Below are 21,697 nucleotides of genomic sequence, written 5' to 3' on the forward strand. Positions count from 1 at the left end.
TCGGCTCGATAGTGTTCCGGCAGCGGGAGGGAAGGGAGTTCAATCCGGTTCCCTGAGCCGGTAGCCAACGCCGGTCTCGGTGGTGATATAGTGCGGCTGGTCGGGAATCTGCTCGACCTTTTGCCGCAGCTGCCGGACATAGACGCGCAGATACTGCACATCCGCCGCCGGCCCCCATACCTGCTTTAGAAGAAACTGGTGTGTCAGCACCTTGCCGGCATGCTGGGCGAGCACGCGCAGGATGTCGTATTCCTTCGGCGACAGCTTTATTTCCGCGCCTTCGACCTTGACGATGCGCTTGACGAGATCGATCGACAGCCCGCCGGTCTGGAAGATCGCCTTTTCGCCCTGCTGCTGCAGGCGGTGGCGCAGCGCCACGCGGATGCGGGCGCCGAGCTCGTTGATACCGAAGGGCTTGGTGACGTAATCGTCGGCGCCGCTTTCCAGCGCCTTGACGATACCGGCCTCGTCGGTGCGGCTGGACAGAATGACGACGGGCATGGAAAGCCCTTCGTCGCGCCACTCCTTTAGCAGATCGTGGCCTGATGTGTCGGGCAGGCCGAGGTCGAGCACGATGAGATCGGGCATGCCGTCGGCGACCGACTGACGGGCGGCGCTGGCATTCGGCGCCTCCTGGACCTCGTAGCCCTGCGCGGTCAGGCCGACGCGGAGCAGCTTGCGGATCGGAGGCTCGTCGTCGACGACGAGGATTTTGACGGCTGAACCGGTCATCGGAGTTCATCCACTTTCGGAATGTCGTTGGGTTTCGGCAGGCGGATGGTGAAGACGGCGCCCGGACGGCCCGTCCGGTTGCCGGCGGTGATCGTGCCGCCCATCGCCTCGATGAAGCCGCGGCAGATGGAAAGGCCAAGCCCGGTGCCGGCGCGCACCTGATCGCCCTTGCGCACGCGGTAGAAGGTGTCGAAGACGCGGGTGAGATCGGTCGGCGGAATGCCTGGGCCTTCGTCCGAAATCTGCACGACGACGTTGTCGGCATCGGCCCAGCCCTCGATATGGATCACCGATTGCTCGGGCGCATATTTCGCGGCATTGTCGAGCAGGTTGAAGATCACCTGCTCAAACAGGACGGGATCGACGCGCACCATCGGCAGGTCGGCGGGAATACTCATCTCTGTCTTGTGGCCGTCGAGGATCTTTGCGGCACGGCGAAGTGCGCTGCCGACGATATCGCCGGCATAATGCAGTGCGGAGTTCGGTTCCATCGCGCCGGATTCGATCTTGGTCATGTCGAGCAGATTGGCGATGAAGCGGTTGAGGCGTTCGGATTCGTCGACGACGGTCGACAGCAGATCGCTGCGATCCTCCTCCGGCATCGAGGCGAAATAGTCGCGCAGCGTGCCGGCGGCGCCGAGGATGGCGGCAAGCGGTGTCTTCAGGTCGTGCGAGATCGATGTGAGCAACGCCGAGCGCAACCGATCGGCTTCGGCCCCAAGTCTTGCCCGGTCGACATCGGCGACGAGCTGCACACGTTCGATGGCAAGGGCCGCCTGGTCGGCGAGCGCATCGAGCAGCCGCTGTTGCTCCGGCGTCAGCAGCGGCCCGTCGCGGCGGTCGCTGTCGAGGCCGATGACGCCGACGGCGGTGCGCCCGGTTCTCAGCGGCACATAGAGGCGCTTGGCGCCGGGCAGGGTATCGGCGCCGCGGCCGGCGGCGTGGTTGTGCTCCCAGGCCCAGCGGGCGGCGGCAATATCCGCGTCATCGAGCGTATCATCAGGCGGATAACCGGCCTTGACGGCGATGCTGCCCTCTTCCGGCAGCAGCAGCACGACGCGGACCTTCAGCATCGAGGCAAGCTGGAAGGCGGTTGCCCAGAGCACGTCATCGAGCGTGCCGGTGCCGGCGAGCTTTTTCGAGAAGAGATAGAGATCTTCGGTCGTGCGCGCCCGCTGGCGGGCGGCGGCGGCCTGGCGCTGCACGGTCGCCGTCAGGTTGCTGGCGATGATGGCGACGCCCAGGAAGAAGAAGAGCGCAAGCACGCTTTCCGGATCGCTGATCGTCAGCGTGTAGCGCGGCGGCAGGAAGAAGAAGTTGAAGGACAGCGCGCTGAGGATGCAACTGTAAAGGGCCGGCCGCAGGCCGTGGAGGACGGCTGAGGTCAGCACGGCCATCAGAAAGACGAGGGCGAGGTTGCGCACGTCGAGCACCTGGTCGAGCACGACGCCGACGGCGAGCGCGATGGCGACATAACCGGTCGCCAGCAGATAGGCCCTGAGATCCAGTGGCGGCGGGGTGGCCGCCGCCCTCACGCCGCGCGCGGTGGTGCCGTCCTTCTCATTGCCGGAAATGACATGGACGCTGATCTCGCCGGCCCTGCGGATCAGCTCGTCGGTGATCGAGCGGCCCCACCAGTCCCGCCATGTCGGCTTCTTCGGGGCGCCGATGACGATATGGGTGACGTTGTTGGCAGTGGCGTGGCCGACGAGCTCTTCAGCCACCTCGCGACCGGGAAGGGTAATCGCCTCGCCACCGAGCTGCTCGGCGAGGCGCAGCGTCGCGGCGACGGTATCGCGTTCGGCTTCGGTCAGATTGATCGAGCGGTTGGTCTCGATATAGACGGCGGCCCATGGCGCACGCAGCCGCGAGGCCATGCGGGCGGCGTAACGCACCAGCGAAGCGGAACGTGAATGGTGGTCGACCGAAACGAGCACCCGCTCGCCCGCCGCCCATGGGCCGGAAATTGCATGGGCCTGCATATGGGAAAGCAACTGGTCGTCGACGCGCTGGGCGGTCTTGCGCAGCGCAAGTTCTCTGAGCGCCGTCAGGTTGCCAGGCGTGAAATAGTTGGTCAGCGCCCGCTCGGCGGTGCGCGGCATGTAGACCTTGCCGTCATGCAGGCGCTTGATCAGATCATCCGGCGTCAGGTCGATGATCTCGATGTCGTCGGCAAGGTCGATGATCGAGTCCGGCACAGTCTCGCGCACGCGGATGCGGGTGATCTGCGAGACGACGTCGTTCAGGCTTTCGACGTGCTGGATGTTCAGCGTCGTATAGACGTCGATACCGCGATCGAGCAATTCCTTGACGTCGAGATAACGCTTCGGATGGCGGCTGCCCTCGGCATTGGTGTGGGCGAGTTCGTCGACCAGCACGAGATCAGGCCGGCGGGCAAGGATGCCGTCGAGGTCCATTTCCTCGAGCGCCCGGCCCCTGTAGCTGATTTCGACGCGAGGGATGATCTCGAAGCCGGGGATAAGCGCTTCGGTCTCCTTACGGTCGTGGGTCTCGACGACGCCGATGACGACATCGAGACCGTCGGCGATCTTGGCACGGCCGGAGACGAGCATCTCGTAAGTCTTGCCGACACCGGGTGCGGCTCCGAGAAAGATCTTCAGACGGCCGCGCGTTTCAGCCCGGGCTTTTTCGAGAAGCGCATCGGGCGAGGGCCTGCCGGCCTGGTCGCGACTGTCGTCTGGCATGCGTATGGTCTTTCTGCAGATGGCTGCCGAGGACGGGCGCTATATCTTCCTATCCTTCGCCCCTCCGGTTAGCGCAGCGATGGGAAGAAAAAGGGCGCCCAGCCTGCCAGGGTCACTGAGTCATAGAAGCATCAAGGCTCTGATTCAACGCCAGAACATCGACCCTGGGTTCGCCGAGAATGCCGAGTTCGCGGCCTTGGACGGCGCCGTCGACCAGCGCCTTGACCTTGGCCTCATCAAGGCTTCGCGCCTTGGCGACGCGCTGCACCTGGAAGTAAGCAGCCTCCGGCGAGATATCAGGATCGAGGCCGCTGCCCGAAGCGGTGACGAGGTCGGCGGGCACCTCCGCATTCGGGTTTGCAGCCTTGGCGGCCTCATAGTCGCCCTTGACGCGGTCGATCAGCTTCTGGCTGGTCGGGCCAAGGTTCGAGCCGCTGGAGGCGGCGGCATTGTAGCCGTCGCCGGCGGCCGAGGGGCGGCCGTGGAAATATTTGTCGCTGGTGAAGGCCTGGCCGATCAGCGTCGAGCCGATCACCTGGCCGTTGTTCCCGATCAGGCTGCCGTTCGCCTGGGCCGGGAAGAGGGCCTGGGCAGCACCCGTCATGGCGAGCGGATAAAGCAGGCCGGTAATGGCGGTGGTGGCGACGATCATGACGACCGCCGGACGAAGTTCTTTCAACATTGTCTTACTCCTTCGAGTGTTCAGACGGAATCCGTTAGGCGAGGCCGAGGGCTGCGACAGCCATGTCGATCGCCTTGATGCCGATGAAGGGGACGATGATGCCGCCGGCGCCGTAGATCAGCAGGTTGCGCGACAGTAGCGCGCCGGCGCCGATCGGACGGTAGCGGACACCCTTCAGCGACAGCGGGATCAGCGCGATGATGATCAGCGCGTTGAAGATGATCGCCGAGAGGACGGCGCTTTGCGGCGTCGACAGTCCCATGATGTTCAAGACGCCGAGCTGCGGATAGAAGGTCAGGAACATCGCCGGGATGATGGCGAAGTACTTGGCGATGTCGTTGGCGATCGAAAACGTCGTCAGCGCGCCGCGCGTCATCAACAGCTGCTTGCCGATCTCGACGATCTCGATGAGCTTTGTCGGGTCCGAATCGAGATCGACCATGTTGCCGGCCTCGCGGGCAGCGACCGTGCCGGTGTTCATGGCGACGCCGACATCGGCCTGGGCGAGCGCCGGCGCATCGTTGGTGCCGTCGCCGCACATGGCGACGAGCTTGCCCTTCGACTGTTCCTCGCGCATCAGCGCCAGCTTCATCTCCGGCGTTGCCTGGGCGAGGAAGTCGTCGACGCCGGCCTCGGCGGCGATGGCCGCTGCCGTCAGCGGGTTGTCGCCTGTTATCATCACGGTGCGGATACCCATGCTGCGAAGTTCGGTGAAGCGCTCGCGGATGCCGCCCTTGACGATGTCCTTCAGCTGGATGACGCCGAGCAGCCTGCCGTCGCGGGCGACCGCCAGCGGCGTGCCGCCCGATTTGGCGACTTCGTCGGCGATCGACTGCAGCTCGCGCACGACCTCGCTGCCATTCTTCGAGGATGCATCGCCGTTGACATGAGCCAGCACCGCATCGACCGCACCCTTGCGGATCGAGGAACCGTCGAGATCGACACCGCTCATGCGGGTCTGGGCGGTGAAGGGCACGAAGGTCGCCTTGAGGCTTGCCATGTCGCGGCCGCGGATCGCATATTTCTCCTTGGCGAGCACGACGATGGAGCGGCCTTCCGGCGTTTCGTCGGCAAGCGAGGCGAGCTGGGCGGCATCGGCGAGATCCTGTTCGGAAACGCCGCGAACCGGGCGGAAGGTCGTCGCCTGACGATTGCCGAGCGTGATCGTGCCGGTCTTGTCGAGCAGCAGCGTATCGACGTCGCCGGCGGCTTCGACCGCGCGGCCGGACATGGCGAGCACGTTGAAGCGAACGAGGCGGTCCATGCCGGCGATGCCGATTGCCGACAGCAGCGCGCCGATCGTCGTCGGGATCAGCGTGACGAAGAGGGCGACGAGCACGATGATCGGGATCGAGCCGCCGGCATAAATGGCAAAGCTCGGGATCGTCGCGGTGGCGAGCACGAAGATCAGCGTCATGCCGGCAAGCAGGATGTTGAGCGCGATCTCGTTCGGGGTCTTCTGGCGCTCCGCACCTTCGACGAGCGCAATCATCCGGTCGATGAAGGTCGAGCCGGCCGCCGCGGTGATGCGCACGCGGATCCAGTCGGAAAGCACCTGCGTGCCGCCGGTGACGGCCGAGCGATCGCCGCCGGATTCACGGATGACAGGGGCGGATTCGCCTGTTATCGCCGCTTCGTTGACCGAGGCCACACCTTCGATCACTTCGCCGTCCGACGGGATGATGTCACCGGCATCGACGATCACGACATCGCCAACCTTCAGGCTGGTACCGGGCACCAACTTGAATTGGGTGCGGTCCGTACCGGTCAGAAGCTTCGCCTGGGTTTCGATACGCGCCTTGCGCAGCGAATCCGCCTGCGCCTTGCCGCGGCCTTCGGCGACGGCTTCGGCGAAATTGGCAAAGAGCACGGTGAACCAGAGCCAGATATTGATCTGGAACGAGAAGCCGAGATTGCCGTTGCCCGCCACCAGATCGCGCAGGAAAAGAACGGTGGTCAGTACCGAGACCGTGGCCACGACAAACATGACCGGGTTTCTGGCAAGCGCCCGCGGGTTGAGCTTCTTGAAAGCGGCCCCCACGGCCGGAATGAGGATGCGAGAGTCCATGACGCTCGCGGATTTTGCCTGGCTCATAAGAGACTCCAGCTTTGAAACGAGGATGGCGAACCGGAAGCCGGTCAGCCCTGTAGGATCTTGAAGGTGGCGGCGATGACGAGGAGGCCTGCCATCATCACTAGGATGACGTCGGAGGCTTGGGGTCTCGGGGGCCATTCTCTCGTCCCGGCGCACCGGGACGAGGGTGGAAGGCGTTGCGAAGCCTGTGACGGAGGATCATGACATCACCTCAGAAGGTCTGGCCGGCGATCATGACCAGGTGCTCGACGACAGGGCCGAGCGCCAGCGCCGGGAAGAAGGTCAGGCCGCCGACGATCAGGATCGTGCCGACGAGCAGGCCGACGAACAGCGGACCATCCGTCGGGAAGGTGCCTGCCGAGGCTGGAACCGACTTCTTGGCGATCAGCGAACCGGCGATGGCAAGCGCCGGGATGATGACCAGGAAGCGGCCCATCAGCATGCCGAGGCCAAGGGTGATGTTGTACCAGGGCGTATTGCCGGTGAGGCCGCCGAAAGCCGAGCCGTTATTGGCCGCAGCCGAGCTATAGGCATAGAGGATTTCGGAGAAGCCGTGCGGACCGGCGGTCCCCACCGATGCAACCGCACTCGGAAGGACGCTCGCGATTGCGGTGAAGACCAGCATGGCGAGCGGCAGGCAGAGGATGGCGAGAACGGCCATCTTCATTTCCTTGGCCTCGATCTTCTTGCCGAGATATTCCGGCGTGCGGCCGACCATCAGACCGGCGACGAAGACGGCGACGATGATGAAGAGCAGAATGCCGTAAAAGCCCGCGCCGACGCCGCCGACGATGACTTCGCCGAGCTGCATGTTGATCAGCGGTACGAGGCCGCCAAGCGCGGTGAAGCTGCCGTGCATCGCATTGACGGCGCCACACGAGGCCGCCGTGGTGATGACCGCAAACAACGAGGATAGGGCGACGCCGAAGCGGACTTCCTTGCCTTCCATATTGCCGCCGCTGAGACCGAAGGCATGCATCAGAGGGTTGCCGGCGGCTTCCGCCCAATAGGTGACGGTGACGCCGGCGATGAACAGGATGCCCATCGTGGCAAGGATCGCCCAGCCCTGGCGCTGGTTGCCGACCATGCGGCCGAAGACGTTGGTCAAAGCCGCGCCGATCGCGAAGATCGAGACCATCTGGATGAGATTGGAGATCGCGTCGGGATTTTCGAACGGATGGGCCGAATTGGCGTTGAAGAAGCCGCCGCCATTGGTGCCGAGCATCTTGATCGCAAGCTGCGAGGCGACAGGCCCTACCGCAATCGTCTGCTGCGCACCTTCGAGCGTGGTGGCATTGACATAAGCGCCAAGCGTCTGCGGGACGCCGAGGTAGACGTAGACCAGTGTCAGCACGATGCAGATCGGCAGCAGCACGTAGAAGGTCGCCCTCGTCATATCGACCCAGAAATTGCCGACGGCCTTGCCCGAAGCGCGCGAGAAGGCGCGGATGAAGGCGAGCGCGATGGCGATGCCCGTCGCCGCAGAGACGAAGTTCTGGACGGTGAAGCCGGCCATCTGGGTCAGGTAGGACATCGTGCTTTCGCCGCCGTAGTTCTGCCAGTTGGTGTTGCTGACGAAGCTGACGGCGGTGTTGAAGGAAAGCTCGGGCGGGACGGCTGCCATGCCGGCCGGATTATAGGGAAGGCCGGCCTGCAGGCGTTGCAGCGCGTAAAGTATGATGACGCCGAGCAGGCTGAAGAGCAGCATGGCGAAGGCATAGGAGGTCCAATGCTGTTCCTCGCGTTCGCTGGTGCCGGCAATGCGGTAAAGCCCCCGTTCGATCGGAACGAGGACCGGTGACAGGAAAGTGCGCTCGCCGTTGAAGACACGCGTCATGTAGCCGCCGAGCGGTTTGACGAGCACGAGGACGATCCCGCAGTAAAGCAGGATCTGAAGCCATCCGTTGAGGGTCATGGAGGTAAACTTTCAATACCCGGCTGCCTCTCGGTCGCGCATGCGCGACCTCAGAAACGCCAGTTCTCTTCAAAAGCGTTCTGGGCGAAGGAGAGCGTAGGTGAGGTAAACGGTGAGAAACACGGTCACGGCACCGCTCAAGACATAATCGAGGGTCATCGTCGTTTTTCCTGTCAAAGCCTGTCGCAGGCTCGGGTGTAGGCAAAGCACAGCGCGAAGAATATGATCGCGGTGCTAAGTAAAATGATATCCATCATGATCGTGACTCCTGTTGTTCTTCTTGGAGTCAGACAAGACAAAGGGCGCTGGGAGGCCGCCTTTCATGCTTTCTGGCGTGGAGATGATCTTCCGACCTCTCGGACATCAATATGGAGCCGAAGCGCATAAAGGTTCGAGACGGACGACGGGCCATCAATATAAAAATCTTATAAATGCCCTTACGGGGCCGCTCGCCATCGGACCAGCCTGGTGCAGTTTTCGGGCGGGCCGCTGCCGGTGCTGAGCCGCGGCAGATCTGCGTGAGCAGTTTTTCATTTGTTGAGCAAAAGCCTTTGCAATCTGGTTGAATTGGGAAGGCTTCGGGCTTTATAGTCGGCTTCAACGCTGCCCGATGAAACCATGGGCAAGCCACTAGGGAAGGAAACCGACGATGACCAAAGTCCGTGCGCTTGTCCTCGAGCGCCAGCATGAGCTTGCGCTCCGCGATATCGATCTGCCGCTCGAAACCGGCCCCGGCGAGGTAAAGATCAGGATCCACACGGTCGGCGTCTGCGGTTCAGACGTGCATTATTACACGCACGGCAAGATCGGCCCCTTCATCGTCAACGCGCCGATGGTGCTCGGCCATGAGGCGGCGGGCACGGTGGTCGAGGTCGGCGCCGGCGTCACGCATCTGAAAGTCGGCGACCGCGTCTGCATGGAGCCCGGCATTCCCGATCCGAATTCCAAGGCAAGCCGGCTCGGCATGTACAATATCGACCCGGCCGTGACCTTCTGGGCGACCCCGCCGATCCACGGCGTGCTGACGCCGGAGGTCGTGCATCCCGCCAACTACACCTTCAAGCTGCCCGACAATGTCAGCTTCGCCGAAGGCGCCATGGTCGAGCCCTTCGCCGTCGGCATGCAGGCGGCCACCAAGGCGAAGATTACGCCTGGTGATACTGCCGTCGTCCTCGGCGCCGGGCCGATCGGCACGATGGTGGCGATCGCGGCGCTTGCCGGCGGCTGCGCCCGCGCGATCGTCGCCGATCTTGCCCAGCCGAAGCTCGATATCGCCGCGCAGTACCAGGGCGTCATTCCGGTCAATATCCGCGAGAAGAACCTGGCCGAAGAGGTTGCCCGGCTGACCGACGGCTGGGGCGCCGATGTCGTCTTCGAATGCTCCGGCTCGCCGAAGGCCTGGGAGACGATCATGGCGCTGCCGCGCCCAGGCGGCGTCATCGTCGTCGTCGGCCTGCCGGTCAACCCGATCGGCTTCGACGTCTCGACGGCATCCACCAAGGAAATCCGCATCGAGACAGTGTTCCGCTACGCGCATCAGTATGAGCGCTCGATCGCGCTGCTCGGCTCGGGACGCGTGGATCTGAAGCCGCTGATATCAGAGACCTTTAAGTTCGAAGATTCGATCAAGGCGTTTGATCGCGCCGTCGAGGCCCGGCCAAGCGACGTGAAGCTGCAAATCGTGATGGACTAGAGCATGATGATGCCGAAAAGTGTGATCGGTTTTCGGACAACAACATGCTCCAACTATATAATTTAGAACAGGATTCGGGTTTTAGGCCGACCCGGCCTAAAATCATCCTGTTCTAGGACGTCATACCGCTATGAGTGCCTGGCGCTCAGTTTCATCTTGCGAAAGACAAGGGCCGCGGCTGCGACGACAGCCGCGGCTCCGATTGCAATCAGCAGATGACGGTGCAGCGGAAGGTGGCCCAATGTCTGTTGGATGCCGTGCCCGAAGAGATAGCCGAGCGCCGTGAAAAGCTGCCCCCACGCAAACGCGGCCACGGCATTCAGGATGATGAATTTTCCGGTCGCTATTCGCGTTGTCCCGATGACGATCGGGCTGATCGTCCGCAATCCCACCAGGAAACGAAACGCAAGGATGAAGCCGGTCGGATATCTTTCCAGAAGGCGGGTGGCGCGCGCCAGCGCCGGCCTTTCCATCAGCCGGCGCACGAGACCCCATCGAGCCGCATAACGGCCGGCGAAGAACCAGAACTGATCGCCGGCGAAGGATCCTGCCGTTGCCGCGAGCGACGCCGACCAATAGGTCAGCAGTCCGCGATGGGAAATGACGCCGCCGAGGAAGGCGGCTGTTTCGCCTTCGAAGGCCGCGCCCAGAAATATCGCCAACAGGCCGTAGTGCTCGATCAGCAGTTCGATAGACACTCAGCCCGCCTCCAGCTGTCGATTTCGAAGCATCAATTCATCGCTAAACCGGCTTCAAATCCCCAAGCAGCGTCGGGATCAGCTCCGACACCGTCGGATGGATAGGCACCGACCATTGCAATGCGGGATAGGTCGTTCCTGCATTCATCGCATCGATGATGCCGTGGATCACCTCGTCGCCCTCGATGCCGAGTATCGCCGCGCCGAGGATTTTTTTGGTCTCGGCGTCGGCGATCACCTTCATGAATCCCTTGGTCTCGCCGCGCTCGTTGGCGCGGCCGACGCGGCTCATCGGCCGGGTCGAGATCAGGATCTTGTGTCCCGAGGCGCGCGCCTGCTTCTCCGTCATGCCGACACGGCCAAGCGGCGGGTCGATATAGAGCGCATAGGCCAGGATGCGGCTCGAGAGTTTGCGGTCGTCGCTGTCGAGCAGATTGGCGGCGGCGATCTCGAAATCATTGTAGGAGGTGTGAGTGAAGGCGCCGTGGCCGTTACAGTCGCCGAGCGCCCAGATGCCGTCGACATTGGTGGCAAGCTTGTCGTCGACGGTAATGAAGCCGCGTCCGTCGGTGATGACGCCGGCGGCATCGAGGCCGAGATCGTCGGTGTTCGGTTTGCGGCCGGTGGCAATCAGCACATGGCTCGCATCGATCCTCGCTGAATCGGTGGCGACCGTTATTCCGTCGCTGCTCTTGGAAAAGGCGATGTCGCTGGCGCCGGTATGAATGTCGATGCCCTCCGAGCGCAGGACGTCGGCGATCGCGTCGGATATATCCTCGTCCTCGCGCGATGCGAGCTTCGGACCATGCTCGATAACGCTGACTTCGGCGCCGAAACGGCGATACATCTGCGCGAATTCCAGCCCGATATAACTGCCGCCGATGACGGCCAGATGCCGTGGCAGGGAGTCGAGATCGATGATCGAAGTGCTGGTGAGGTAATCGATATCGTTGATCCCGGGCAGATCGGGGATGACTGGCCGTGCTCCGACATTGAGAAAGATGCGCGGTGCGGTCAGTGTTTCGCCGTTGACGCTGACGGTCTTCGGGTCCTCGAAACGGGCGTGGCCATAGATAACGGTCATGCCGTCCATGCCGGCGAACCAGCCGATCAGGCCGTTGCGGGCGTTCATGGTCACGGTTTCGGCGCGCGCCCTGACCACCTTCATGTCGATGGCGATCTCGCCTGGGATATTGACGCCGTAGGTGGCGCCGTTTCTTGCGACATGGGCGGCGCGGGCGCTGGCGACCAGCGTTTTCGTCGGCATGCAGCCGGCGTTGACGCAGGTGCCGCCGAGGAACTTGCGCTCGATCAGCGCCACCTTCATGCCCTTTTCGACCATCCTTGCGGCAAGAAACGGGCCGGCCTGGCCGGCGCCGATAACGATGGCGTCGAAGCTTTTCATGCGACGGCCCCCACGATCAGCACCGCGCCGATGACGGCGACGGCATCCTCGATGAGAGCGGCCGGCAGATCCTTGCCGAAGGACGCGGCAAGTCTGCCGCGGACGGCGGCGCCACCATATGTGCCGATGACGGCGCCGATCACGCCGGCAATCAGCCCGCCGAAAAGCAGGCTGCTGGCGGCGCCGATCGTGGCGCCGGCCAGCGCGCCGGAGACGATGCGGGCGCCGAACTGCATCGGCACCTTGCGCGACGGCGTGGTCGGCAACTGGTCAGCGATCAGTTCGACGATGGCGAGAAGCGTGAAGATCCACGGCGTCCACTGGTAACCCATGAAGGCAAGCGGCGTCTGCGAGACATCAAACCATCCAAGCGCCGCGCCCCAGGCAACGGCGGCAGGCGCGGTCATCGTGCGAAGCCCGGCAATGACACCAATCAGTAATGCAAGAAGCAGAAACATGCATGATCCCCTTTTTGCCGGCTCTTGCCGTCGTCAGGGAAGGTTGCACATTGTCAGGCGCGTGGCAATTCGCCCTTTCGCGTCAAAGGCTAAGCGCGTCGCGTCAAACCGGAATCATGCGACGCGCTTAGGTCTCTGTTTTATGCACACCGTTGTCCCAAAACCGCTGCACACTTTTGGGCGGCATGTATTAGTTCGCAAAGGCGGCAATGCCGGTGATCGCCCGGCCGATGATCAGCGCGTGGATGTCGTGCGTGCCCTCATAGGTGTTGACCACTTCGAGGTTGACGAGATGACGGGCGATGCCGAATTCGTCGGAGATGCCGTTGCCGCCGAGCATGTCGCGGGCCGCCCGCGCAATCTCCAGCGCCTTGCCGCAGCTGTTGCGCTTCAAGATCGAGGTCAGCTCCACCGGCGGATGGCCTTCCTCCTTCATGCGGCCAAGCCGCAGGCAGCCTTGAAGGCCGAGCGAGATCTCCGCCGCCATGTCGGCGAGCTTCTTCTGGATCAGCTGGTTGGCGGCAAGCGGCCGGCCGAACTGCTTGCGCTCGAGCGTATATTGCCGGGCTCTGGCATAACAATCCTCGGCAGCACCAAGTGCGCCCCAGGCGATGCCGAAACGGGCCGAGTTGAGGCAGGTGAATGGTCCCTTGAGGCCGGTGACATCAGGCAGAAGGTTTTCCTCCGGCACGAAGACCCCGTCCATCACCACTTCGCCTGTTATCGAGGCGCGCAAGCCCACCTTGCCGTGGATGGCGGGAGCCGAAAGCCCTTTCCAGCCCTTTTCGAGGATGAAGCCACGGATGAGGCCGTCCTCGGTCTTTGCCCAGACGACGAAGACATCGGCGATCGGCGCGTTGGAGATCCAGGTCTTCGAGCCGGTGAGGCTGTAGCCGCCGTCGACTTTCTTGGCGCGTGTCGCCATCGAGCCGGGGTCGGAGCCATGATCGGGTTCGGTCAGGCCGAAGCAGCCGATCCATTCGCCGGTGGCGAGTTTCGGCAGGTATTTCAGCTTCTGCGCCTCAGACCCGAAGGTTTCGATCGGCACCATCACCAGTGAGGACTGGACGCTCATCATCGAGCGGTAACCGCTGTCGACCTTTTCGACCTCGCGGGCGATCAGGCCGTAGGCGACGTAACCGAGACCGGCGCCGCCATAATCCGGCGAGATGGTCGGGCCGAGCAGCCCGAGTTCACCCATTTCGCGGAAGATCTCAGGATCGGTCTTTTCATTGCGGAAGGCGTCGAGAACGCGGGGAGCAAGCTTTTCCTGCGCATAGGCATGGGCGGTGTCCTGCACCATGCGCTCTTCGCTGGTCAGTTGCTCTACCAGGCGGAACGGATCGGCCCAGTCGAAAACTTCGCGCGTATGCTGCATGGCGGTGTCTCCTCAGCTTGCCTCGCTCAAGTTGGCCATAGACCCGCCAGCCGACCGCGTCAACAGACGGCGGTCGCGTCGAAAAGACAGGCCCGGCCATCTTTTCAAAAGCGTCGGCATGATCCACTTTGCCCACGATCGATTCTGGAACGAGGAGGCGGAAATGTCGTCAAGCGATCTGTTCGTATCGGCCGAAGGCGCCGAATGGGTCAATCCCGAGCCCGGCGTCGTCAGGCGCATCATGACCTATCTGCCCGAGATGATGCTGGTGGAAGTGGTCTTCGAAAGCGGCGCCGTGGGTGCGGCCCATTCTCATCCGCACATCCAGGCCAGCTACGTCGCCGAAGGCAGTTTCGAAGTGACGATCGACGACCGGACCGAAGTGCTGAAACAGGGCGGCAGCTTCATCGTGCCCCCCAATCTGGTCCACGGCGTCAAGGCGCTGGAAAAGGGCCGGCTGATCGATGCTTTCACCCCGCATCGGACTGAATTCCTGAAGTAGTCAGGTTTCCACCTTTGCCCGGCGCGCCGGGCCGGCAGCGGTGACATAGGGCGGCACGAAGCGCGCATCCTCGCCGCGCACCGCCTCGCGCAGGAAGTCGATGACGGCGCGCACGCGCGGCGCCTGTTTGAGGTCGCGATGACAGGTGATCCAGTAATGGCGCTTGAGGTCGATCTCGTCTGGCAGCACGCGCACGAGTTCGGGATAACGGCTGGCGAAGAAATAAGGCAGGATGCAAAGGCCGAGACCGTTTCTGGTTGCAGTAAGCTGTGCGAAGATGCTGGAGCTCTGGAACTGCGGCTTGATGCGCGGGTGCACATCGCCCAGATAATCCAGGCCCGGCGCGAAAATCATCTCCTCGATATAGCTGACGAAGGGATGGCCGAGCAGGTCCTCACGGCAGCTGATCGGTGCGGCCTTCGCCAGATAGTCGCGCGAGCCATAGATCTGCAGATGATAGTCGGTCAGCTTCTCGGCAAAATACGGCCCGCCCTTCGGCTCATCGAGCACGACGGAAAGATCGGCCTCCTTGCGCGACAGCGACATGATCTGCTGGATCGTCACCAGTTCGAGCGATAGATGCGGATGCTGGGCGGCAAACTGCGGCAGCACGGTTGCGAAGAAGAAGTTGGCAAAACCCTCCGGCGCGCTGAGCCGCACCAGGCCGCGCTGCGCCATCGAGCCGTCGGCGAGGTCGGCGCGCAGCCGCTCGGTCTCCTGTTCCATCCTCTCGGCCGTCTCGACGAAGCGGGTGCCCATGGCGGTCAACACGTAACCGCGCGGATTGCGCTCGAACAGCTTGACCTTGAGGGTGAACTCCAGTCGGTCGATGCGGCGCGAGACGGTGGCATGGCTGGAGCGCAGCTGGCGGGCCGCCGTCGACAGCTGTCCCGTGCGGGCGACGGCTAGAAAAAACTGCAGATCGTCCCAAGTAAACTGCGGTGGATTGTTCATCGCGGTCCCCTCTGTTCAAAAACGAACAGATACTGTTTGGAATTAGTTGTAAATCACCCGTTGCCTCAGGGCGGAATTTCCGTGATCGTAGGGGGAGGGTCCGTCGTTCTGAGGAGTGCGGCTGGCCAAATTTGAACAGATCGGCAATCTGGCCAATCTCTGGGAGGAGATCATATGCGAAAGAATCTCATTGCATCAGTTGCATTTCTGCTTGCAAGCAGCACAGCGGTGCTCGCGCAGAGCGCGACCGACGGCAAGGTCAAGATCGGCATCCTGAACGACCAGTCGGGTGTCTATGCCGATTTCGGCGGCAAGTCCTCCGTCGAAGCCGCCAAGATGGCGGTCGAGGATTTCGGCGGCAAGGTGCTGGATGTTCCGGTCGAGATCGTCGATGCCGACCACCAGAACAAGCCTGATATCGCCTCCAATATCGCCCGCCAATGGTACGATACCGAGCAGGTGGATGCGATCATGGAACTGACGACCTCGTCGGTGGCGCTCGCCGTGCAGGCAATCGCCAAGGAGAAAAAGAAGATCGACATCGTCACGGGTGCTGCGACGACGGATCTGACCGGCAAGGCCTGCTCGCCTTATGGCTTCCACTGGGCCTATGACACCCATGCACTGGCCGTCGGCACCGGTGGCGCGCTCGTCAAGCAGGGCGGCGATAGCTGGTTCTTCCTGACTGCCGACTATGCCTTCGGCTATTCGCTGGAACAGCAGACCAGCGATTATGTCAAGGCAAGCGGCGGCAAGGTGGTCGGCGCCGTCCGCCATCCGCTCTCGACCCAGGACTTCTCGTCCTTCCTGTTGCAGGCGCAATCGTCCGGCGCCAAGGTGATCGGCCTTGCCAATGCCGGCCTCGACACCTCGAACGCCATCAAGCAAGCGGCCGAATTCGGCATCACCCAGGGCGGCCAGCATCTGGCGGCGCTGCTCTTCACGCTCGCCGAAGTCCATGGCCTCGGCCTCGAAGCGGCTCAAGGGTTGACGCTGACGGAAGGGTTTTACTGGAATCGCGACGACGAAAGCCGCGCCTTCGCCAAAAAATTCTTCGCCCGCACCGGCAAGATGCCGAACATGATCCATACGGGCACCTATTCGGCAGTGACGCAATATCTGAAGGCGGTGCAGAAGGCCGGCACCGACGAGACGGAAGCCGTCGCCAAGCAGTTGCATGAACTGCCGGTCGATGACGTCTTCGGCCGCGGCGGCACGGTCGGCGCCAATGGCCGGATGATCCATGACATGTACCTGCTGCAGGTCAAGAAGCCTTCCGAAAGCAAGGAGCCGTGGGATTATTTCAACGTGCTCGCCACCATTCCCGGCAAGGAAGCCTATATCGATCCCGCCAAGAGCGGCTGCGATCTGGTGAAGTAGGCACGATGGCGGTTTCCGCAATTGAAACTCAGGAAAAGCCGCGGGTGGTCTTGTCCGCCCGCGGCCTGCGCCGTGATTTCGGCGGCTTCACCGCCGTCAAGAATGTCGATCTCGACGTGCATGACGCAAGTGTGCATGCGCTGATCGGCCCGAATGGCGCCGGCAAGACGACGGTCTTCAATCTGCTGACGAAGTTCCTGCAGCCGACCTCAGGCACGATCACGCTGATGGGCACCGATATCACCAAGACGTCGCCCGACAAGGTGGCGCGCATGGGGCTGGTCCGCTCTTTCCAGATCTCGGCGGTCTTCCCGCATCTGACCGTTCTCGACAATGTGCGCGTGGCGCTGCAGCGACCGAACAATCTTTCCACGCAGTTCTGGCGGCCGATTTCGGCGCTCGACCGGCTGAATGGGCGCGCCGAGCAATTGCTGGCCAGCGTCGGGCTTTCCAAGGAGCGTGACCATATCGCCGCCGATCTTTCCTATGGCCGCAAGCGCGTGCTGGAGATCGCGACAACGCTGGCGCTGGATCCGAAGGTGCTGCTGCTCGACGAGCCGATGGCCGGCATGGGCCAGGAGGATGTCGGCGTCGTTTCCTCGATCATCCGCGAGGTCGCCCGCGACCGGGCGGTGCTGATGGTCGAACACAATCTCTCCGTCGTCGCCAATATCTGCCAGCACGTCACCGTGCTGCAGCGCGGCGAGATCCTCGCCGCGGGCGATTATGCCACCGTCAGCCAGGATGAGCGCGTACGCGTGGCCTATATGGGCACGGAGGAGCATTGATGGCCACTCTCCTCGAAGTCCAGGGGCTCAATGCCTGGTACGGCGAAAGCCACGTCCTGCACGGCGTCGACATGCGTGTGAACGAAGGCGAGATGATCACCATTCTCGGCCGAAACGGCGTCGGCAAGACGACGACGCTGCGCACCATCACCGGCATTGTGCGTGCCCGGAAGGGCAAGATCAGCTTTGCCGGCAGCGACATGATGCAGGTGCCGCTGCACAAGACGGCTCATCGGGGCATCGGATTCGTGCCGGAGGAGCGCGGCATCTTCTCGACGCTCACCGTTTCGGAAAACCTGCTGCTGCCGCCTGTCGTGGCAGAAGGGGGGATGACGCTCGACGAAATCTACGAGCTCTTTCCCAATCTCTACGAGCGCCGCGGCAGCCCGGGCACCAAACTATCAGGCGGCGAGCAGCAGATGCTGGCGATCGCCCGAATCCTGCGTACCGGCGTCAGGCTGCTCATTCTCGACGAACCGACGGAGGGGCTTGCCCCCGTGATCGTCCAGCGCATCGGCGAGGTGCTGAAGACCCTGAAGGAGCGCGGCATGACGATCCTGCTCGTCGAGCAGAATTTCCGTTTCGCCAGCCGTATTGCCGATCGCTTCTATCTGATGGATCATGGGCAGATGGTGTCGGAATTCCCGGTCGGTGAACTACCGCAGCGCATGGATACGCTGCACAAGGTTCTGGGAGTGTGATCAGATGACGATGATCTTCGGCATTCCCCTGCAGGCGCTGCTCGGCCAGCTGCTGATCGGCCTGATCAACGGCTCGTTCTACGCGCTGCTCAGCCTCGGCCTCGCCATCATCTTCGGCCTGCTGAGAGTGATCAACTTCGCCCATGGCGCGCAATATATGCTCGGCGCCTTCGTCGCCTACCTGCTGCTGACCTATGCCGGCATCGGCTACTGGCCATCGCTAATCCTGGCACCCGTTATCGTCGGCCTTGCCGGTGCAATCATCGAGCGGCTCTTCCTGCGCCGCCTCTACGATCTCGATCCGCTCTACGGCCTGCTCTTCACCTTCGGGCTGGCGCTCGCGGTCGAGGGCACCTTCCGCTATCTCTATGGCTCCTCCGGCCAGCCCTATGCGACGCCGGCAGCGCTCGCCGGCGGCGCCAATCTCGGCTTCATGTTCCTGCCGATCTATCGCGGCTGGGTGGTGGTCGTTTCGCTCGTCGTCTGCCTCGGCACCTGGCTGCTGATCGAGAAGACCAAACTCGGGGCTTACCTGCGTGCCGCTACCGAAAACGCCGTGCTGGTCCAGGTCTTCGGCGTCAACGTGCCGGTGCTCCTGACGCTCACCTACGCGCTCGGGGCGGGTCTTGCCGCCTTTGCCGGCGTGCTGGCGGCGCCGATCTACCAGGTCTCGCCGCTGATGGGCTCGAACATGATCATCGTCGTCTTCGCCGTTGTCGTCGTCGGCGGCATGGGATCGATCATGGGCGCGATCATCACCGGTTATGTGCTCGGCATCGCCGAGGGCCTGACCAAGGTCTTCTATCCCGAGGCGTCCAACATCGTGATCTTCGTCATCATGGCGATCGTGCTTCTCATCAGGCCCGCGGGCCTCTTCGGACGGGATGCTTGACATGGCTGACGTCACCGAAACCATCGAAACGGAAAAAAGCCGTACCGCTCTTTCAGTGCAGGCGGGTTTTCTGCTGGCGGGGCTGCTGATCCTGCTGCTGGCGCCGTTCTTTTTCTATCCGATCTTCCTGATGAAGCTGCTCTGCTTCGCGCTCTTTGCCTGCGCCTTCAACCTGCTGCTCGGCTATACCGGCCTGCTGTCCTTCGGCCACGCCACCTTTTTCGGGGGCGCGGCCTATTTCACCGCATATACAGTGAAGGCATGGGGCCTGCCGCCGGAACTCGGCATCCTGATCGGCGTGGCGGGTGCGGCGTTTCTCGGTCTCGTCATGGGTTTCTTCGCCATCCGCCGCCAGGGCATCTATTTCGCGATGATCACGCTGGCGCTGTCGCAGATGTTCTTCTTCTTCTGCCTGCAGGCGGAGTTCACCGAGGGCGAGGACGGCATCCAGTCGGTGCCGCGCGGCCATCTCTTCGGCTTCATCGATCTGAACAGCTCGACCAACATGTATTATTTCGTGCTGGCTGTTTTCATCATCGGCGTCTTGATCATCTGGCGCTTCATCAACTCGCCTTTCGGCATGATCCTGAAATCGATCCGCGAAAACGAGCAACGGGCGATCTCGCTCGGTTACTCCGTAGCGCGCTACAAGCTCGGCGCCTTCGTCATGTCGGCAGCGCTTGCCGGGCTCGCGGGTGCTGTGAAATCGATCGTCTTCCAGTTTGCGACGCTGACCGACGTCGCCTGGCAGATGTCGGGCGAGGTGATCCTGATGACGCTGCTCGGCGGCATCGGCACGCTGATCGGCCCGCTCTTCGGCGCCGGGCTGGTGGTGGCGCTGGAAAACTACCTCGCCACCTCGGAATTCCCGGTGACGATCATCACTGGCATCGTCTTCATGGTCTGCGTGCTGATCTTCCGCCGCGGCATCATCGGCGAATTCTACGCCTCGCGGCTGGGGCGGAAACTGGGCTTCGTCTATCGCCGCTGAACGGGCGGACCTCTCTCTTTCCGGAAAGAATTACTTTTCCCGGGAAAAGAGACGGGCGGCGGCGCTGCGACTCTCCCTCTCCCCGTGCTGCGGGGAGAGGGAAGCGGCAAGCATCTGGAGTCTCGTCGGGGCATGGATCGTTACGACTACATCATCGTCGGGGCAGGCAGCGCCGGCTGCGTGCTCGCCAACCGGCTGTCTGCCGATGGCCGGAGCCGGGTGCTGCTGCTCGAAGCCGGCGGCAGCGACAACTATCACTGGATCCATATTCCGGTCGGTTATCTCTATTGCATCAACAATCCGCGTACCGACTGGTGCTTCACCACGGCGCCGGAAGCGGGACTGAACGGTCGGGCGCTGAGCTATCCGCGCGGCAAGGTTCTCGGCGGCTGTTCGTCGATCAACGGCATGATCTACATGCGCGGCCAGGCGCGCGATTACGACCTCTGGCGGCAGATGGGCTGCAGCGGCTGGGGTTGGGACGATGTTTTGCCCTTCTTCCGCAAGTCCGAGGATTTTTATCGCGGCGAAGACGAGATGCATGGTGCCGGCGGCGAGTGGCGCATCGAGAAGGCGCGTGTGCGCTGGGCCGTGCTCGATGCCTTTCAGCAGGCGGCCAGGGAAGCGGGCATTCCGGAGACCGCGGATTTCAACCGCGGCAGCAACGAAGGCTCGGGTTATTTCGACGTCAACCAGCGTTCCGGCATTCGCTGGAACACCTCGAAGGCCTTCCTGCGCCCGGTAATGAGGCGCTCCAACCTGACCGTCCTGACCAAGGCGCAGGTTCGGCGGCTGCTGGTGGAGGAAGGCGCCGTTGCCGGCGTCGAATTCCAGCATCGGGGCGTAGCGAAACGCGCCTACGCGGTGAAAGAAACCGTCCTGTCCGCCGGATCGATCGGTTCTCCGCATATCCTGGAACTGTCAGGCATCGGCCGGGGCGAGGTTCTCCAGCGTGCCGGCGTCGATGTCGTCACCGAGGTCAAGGGTGTCGGTGAGAACCTGCAGGACCATCTGCAACTGCGTCTGGCCTACAAGGTGACAGGCGTTCCGACGCTGAACGAGAAGGCGACGAAGCTGATCGGCAAGGCGGCGATCGGGCTCGAATATCTCGTGCGCCGCTCAGGGCCGATGGCGATGGCACCGAGCCAGCTTGGCATCTTCACCCGATCAGGCCCGGACCGGGAAACGCCCGACCTGCAATATCATGTGCAGCCGGTCTCGCTGGAGAAGTTCGGCGATCCCGTCCACCCTTTCCCGGCAATCACCGCGAGTGTCTGCAATCTGAGGCCGGAAAGCCGGGGTTCGGTGCACCTGTCCAGCCCGGATTTTGCCGCCCAGCCGACGATCAGCCCCAAATACCTCTCGACGCAGCGCGATCGTGACATAGCTGTCCGTTCAATACGGTTGACCCGCAGGATCGTCGCGCAGCCTTCATTTGCCCGTTTCAGGCCGGAGGAATTCAAGCCGGGCCCCGCCTATCAGACGGAGGCCGATCTGGAGCGGGCGGCGGGCGAGATCGGCACGACGATCTTCCATCCCGTCGGCACCTGCCGCATGGGCGCCGACAGGGACAGCGTCGTCGATCCTAGGCTGAGATTCCGGGCGCTCGGCAAGCTGAGGATCGCCGACGCCTCGGTGATGCCGTCGATCACCTCGGGCAACACCAATTCGCCGACGATCATGATCGCCGAAAAGGCGGCAGCAATGATCCTCGAAGACAATCGATAG

Annotated in this window: 19 protein-coding genes; 8 read left to right on the forward strand and 11 right to left on the reverse strand. The window is 62.8% G+C overall.

Going from position 1 to position 21,697, the window contains the following annotated elements; all coding sequences use genetic code 11:
* Positions 1-39: 39 nt before the first annotated feature.
* From ACM5SV_RS04385 to ACM5SV_RS04410, 6 genes are all read right to left on the reverse strand, one after another.
* Positions 40-732, reverse strand: a complete 693-nt coding sequence (locus ACM5SV_RS04385; RefSeq protein WP_222004444.1) for a response regulator transcription factor — start codon at positions 730-732, stop codon at positions 40-42.
* The gene (locus ACM5SV_RS04390; RefSeq protein WP_419425077.1) at positions 729-3,437 is read right to left on the reverse strand and encodes a DUF4118 domain-containing protein; all 2,709 of its coding nucleotides are present in this window, start codon (positions 3,435-3,437) and stop codon (positions 729-731) included. Before ACM5SV_RS04390 ends, ACM5SV_RS04385 begins: the two co-directional genes overlap by 4 nt.
* Positions 3,438-3,549: 112 nt before the next feature.
* The gene (gene kdpC / locus ACM5SV_RS04395) at positions 3,550-4,119 is read right to left on the reverse strand and encodes a potassium-transporting ATPase subunit KdpC (RefSeq protein ID WP_222004442.1); all 570 of its coding nucleotides are present in this window, start codon (positions 4,117-4,119) and stop codon (positions 3,550-3,552) included.
* A 34-nt stretch (positions 4,120-4,153) separates the two neighbouring features.
* Entirely contained in the window at positions 4,154-6,214 is a 2,061-nt protein-coding gene (gene kdpB / locus ACM5SV_RS04400) for a potassium-transporting ATPase subunit KdpB (RefSeq protein ID WP_419425078.1), read from the reverse strand.
* Positions 6,215-6,425: 211 nt separating this feature from the next.
* The gene (gene kdpA / locus ACM5SV_RS04405) at positions 6,426-8,129 is read right to left on the reverse strand and encodes a potassium-transporting ATPase subunit KdpA (protein ID WP_419425079.1); all 1,704 of its coding nucleotides are present in this window, start codon (positions 8,127-8,129) and stop codon (positions 6,426-6,428) included.
* A gap of 69 nt (positions 8,130-8,198) precedes the next feature.
* Entirely contained in the window at positions 8,199-8,288 is a 90-nt protein-coding gene (locus ACM5SV_RS04410; RefSeq protein WP_003547774.1) for a K(+)-transporting ATPase subunit F, read from the reverse strand.
* 490 nt (positions 8,289-8,778) lie between these two features.
* Between ACM5SV_RS04410 and ACM5SV_RS04415 the strand changes: the two genes are divergently transcribed.
* Positions 8,779-9,822, forward strand: a complete 1,044-nt coding sequence (locus tag ACM5SV_RS04415; protein WP_012763290.1) for an NAD(P)-dependent alcohol dehydrogenase — start codon at positions 8,779-8,781, stop codon at positions 9,820-9,822.
* A gap of 128 nt (positions 9,823-9,950) precedes the next feature.
* Here ACM5SV_RS04415 and ACM5SV_RS04420 read toward each other — a convergent pair whose 3' ends face one another.
* From ACM5SV_RS04420 to ACM5SV_RS04435, 4 genes are all read right to left on the reverse strand, one after another.
* Complete coding sequence (locus ACM5SV_RS04420) at positions 9,951-10,520, reverse strand: DedA family protein (protein ID WP_003553910.1); 570 nt, start codon at positions 10,518-10,520, stop codon at positions 9,951-9,953.
* A gap of 43 nt (positions 10,521-10,563) precedes the next feature.
* Positions 10,564-11,925 (reverse strand): FAD-containing oxidoreductase, encoded by a 1,362-nt coding sequence (locus ACM5SV_RS04425; RefSeq protein WP_017996479.1) that lies wholly within the window; start codon positions 11,923-11,925, stop codon positions 10,564-10,566.
* On the reverse strand, positions 11,922-12,383 hold the full coding sequence (locus tag ACM5SV_RS04430; RefSeq protein WP_003553906.1) for a DUF4126 family protein: 462 nt from the start codon (positions 12,381-12,383) through the stop codon (positions 11,922-11,924). The genes ACM5SV_RS04425 and ACM5SV_RS04430 overlap by 4 nt, the downstream gene beginning before the upstream one ends.
* 190 nt (positions 12,384-12,573) lie before the next feature.
* Positions 12,574-13,761, reverse strand: coding sequence for an acyl-CoA dehydrogenase (locus ACM5SV_RS04435; protein WP_012763286.1), 1,188 nt, complete (start codon positions 13,759-13,761; stop codon positions 12,574-12,576).
* Positions 13,762-13,924: 163 nt separating this feature from the next.
* Between ACM5SV_RS04435 and ACM5SV_RS04440 the strand changes: the two genes are divergently transcribed.
* Positions 13,925-14,263 carry a cupin domain-containing protein gene (locus ACM5SV_RS04440; RefSeq protein WP_003553902.1) on the forward strand — a complete coding sequence of 113 codons (339 nt, stop codon included), beginning with the start codon at positions 13,925-13,927 and terminating at the stop codon, positions 14,261-14,263.
* Here the strand turns inward: ACM5SV_RS04440 and ACM5SV_RS04445 are convergent, their stop codons facing one another.
* Positions 14,264-15,217: a LysR family transcriptional regulator gene (locus ACM5SV_RS04445; RefSeq protein ID WP_003553900.1), complete on the reverse strand. Its 954-nt coding sequence runs from the start codon at positions 15,215-15,217 to the stop codon at positions 14,264-14,266.
* 174 nt (positions 15,218-15,391) lie between these two features.
* Here ACM5SV_RS04445 and ACM5SV_RS04450 point away from each other — a divergent pair, with 174 nt between their 5' ends.
* From ACM5SV_RS04450 to ACM5SV_RS04475, 6 genes are all read left to right on the forward strand, one after another.
* On the forward strand, positions 15,392-16,597 hold the full coding sequence (locus ACM5SV_RS04450) for an ABC transporter substrate-binding protein (protein WP_003553898.1): 1,206 nt from the start codon (positions 15,392-15,394) through the stop codon (positions 16,595-16,597).
* Positions 16,598-16,602: 5 nt separating this feature from the next.
* Positions 16,603-17,385 carry an ABC transporter ATP-binding protein gene (locus tag ACM5SV_RS04455; protein WP_017996477.1) on the forward strand — a complete coding sequence of 261 codons (783 nt, stop codon included), beginning with the start codon at positions 16,603-16,605 and terminating at the stop codon, positions 17,383-17,385.
* Entirely contained in the window at positions 17,385-18,086 is a 702-nt protein-coding gene (locus ACM5SV_RS04460) for an ABC transporter ATP-binding protein (RefSeq protein WP_012763272.1), read from the forward strand. The genes ACM5SV_RS04455 and ACM5SV_RS04460 overlap by 1 nt, the downstream gene beginning before the upstream one ends.
* Positions 18,087-18,090: 4 nt before the next feature.
* Positions 18,091-18,978: a branched-chain amino acid ABC transporter permease gene (locus tag ACM5SV_RS04465; protein WP_003553893.1), complete on the forward strand. Its 888-nt coding sequence runs from the start codon at positions 18,091-18,093 to the stop codon at positions 18,976-18,978.
* 1 nt (position 18,979) lies between these two features.
* Positions 18,980-19,969 carry a branched-chain amino acid ABC transporter permease gene (locus tag ACM5SV_RS04470; RefSeq protein ID WP_017996475.1) on the forward strand — a complete coding sequence of 330 codons (990 nt, stop codon included), beginning with the start codon at positions 18,980-18,982 and terminating at the stop codon, positions 19,967-19,969.
* 132 nt (positions 19,970-20,101) lie between these two features.
* Positions 20,102-21,697 carry a GMC family oxidoreductase gene (locus tag ACM5SV_RS04475; protein WP_003553887.1) on the forward strand — a complete coding sequence of 532 codons (1,596 nt, stop codon included), beginning with the start codon at positions 20,102-20,104 and terminating at the stop codon, positions 21,695-21,697.

It is taken from the genome of Rhizobium sp. CRRU65 (assembly GCF_048551595.1).
Taxonomy (GTDB): Bacteria; Pseudomonadota; Alphaproteobacteria; order Rhizobiales; family Rhizobiaceae; genus Rhizobium; species Rhizobium leguminosarum_J.

Excerpts from the sequence above, each read along its gene's own strand:
- ACM5SV_RS04440 (WP_003553902.1), top strand. The coding sequence starts at position 13,925 with ATGTCGTCAAGCGATCTGTTCGTATCGGCCGAAGGCGCCGAATGGGTC.
- ACM5SV_RS04475 (WP_003553887.1), top strand. The coding sequence starts at position 20,102 with ATGGATCGTTACGACTACATCATCGTCGGGGCAGGCAGCGCCGGCTGC.
- ACM5SV_RS04435 (WP_012763286.1), bottom strand. The coding sequence starts at position 13,761 with ATGCAGCATACGCGCGAAGTTTTCGACTGGGCCGATCCGTTCCGCCTG.
- ACM5SV_RS04390 (WP_419425077.1), bottom strand. The coding sequence starts at position 3,437 with ATGCCAGACGACAGTCGCGACCAGGCCGGCAGGCCCTCGCCCGATGCG.
- ACM5SV_RS04455 (WP_017996477.1), top strand. The coding sequence starts at position 16,603 with ATGGCGGTTTCCGCAATTGAAACTCAGGAAAAGCCGCGGGTGGTCTTG.
- ACM5SV_RS04430 (WP_003553906.1), bottom strand. The coding sequence starts at position 12,383 with ATGTTTCTGCTTCTTGCATTACTGATTGGTGTCATTGCCGGGCTTCGC.
- ACM5SV_RS04465 (WP_003553893.1), top strand. The coding sequence starts at position 18,091 with ATGACGATGATCTTCGGCATTCCCCTGCAGGCGCTGCTCGGCCAGCTG.
- ACM5SV_RS04450 (WP_003553898.1), top strand. The coding sequence starts at position 15,392 with ATGCGAAAGAATCTCATTGCATCAGTTGCATTTCTGCTTGCAAGCAGC.
- ACM5SV_RS04445 (WP_003553900.1), bottom strand. The coding sequence starts at position 15,217 with ATGAACAATCCACCGCAGTTTACTTGGGACGATCTGCAGTTTTTTCTA.
- ACM5SV_RS04410 (WP_003547774.1), bottom strand. The coding sequence starts at position 8,288 with ATGACCCTCGATTATGTCTTGAGCGGTGCCGTGACCGTGTTTCTCACC.
- ACM5SV_RS04425 (WP_017996479.1), bottom strand. The coding sequence starts at position 11,925 with ATGAAAAGCTTCGACGCCATCGTTATCGGCGCCGGCCAGGCCGGCCCG.
- kdpC (WP_222004442.1), bottom strand. The coding sequence starts at position 4,119 with ATGTTGAAAGAACTTCGTCCGGCGGTCGTCATGATCGTCGCCACCACC.
- kdpA (WP_419425079.1), bottom strand. The coding sequence starts at position 8,129 with ATGACCCTCAACGGATGGCTTCAGATCCTGCTTTACTGCGGGATCGTC.
- ACM5SV_RS04415 (WP_012763290.1), top strand. The coding sequence starts at position 8,779 with ATGACCAAAGTCCGTGCGCTTGTCCTCGAGCGCCAGCATGAGCTTGCG.
- ACM5SV_RS04385 (WP_222004444.1), bottom strand. The coding sequence starts at position 732 with ATGACCGGTTCAGCCGTCAAAATCCTCGTCGTCGACGACGAGCCTCCG.
- kdpB (WP_419425078.1), bottom strand. The coding sequence starts at position 6,214 with ATGAGCCAGGCAAAATCCGCGAGCGTCATGGACTCTCGCATCCTCATT.
- ACM5SV_RS04460 (WP_012763272.1), top strand. The coding sequence starts at position 17,385 with ATGGCCACTCTCCTCGAAGTCCAGGGGCTCAATGCCTGGTACGGCGAA.
- ACM5SV_RS04470 (WP_017996475.1), top strand. The coding sequence starts at position 18,980 with ATGGCTGACGTCACCGAAACCATCGAAACGGAAAAAAGCCGTACCGCT.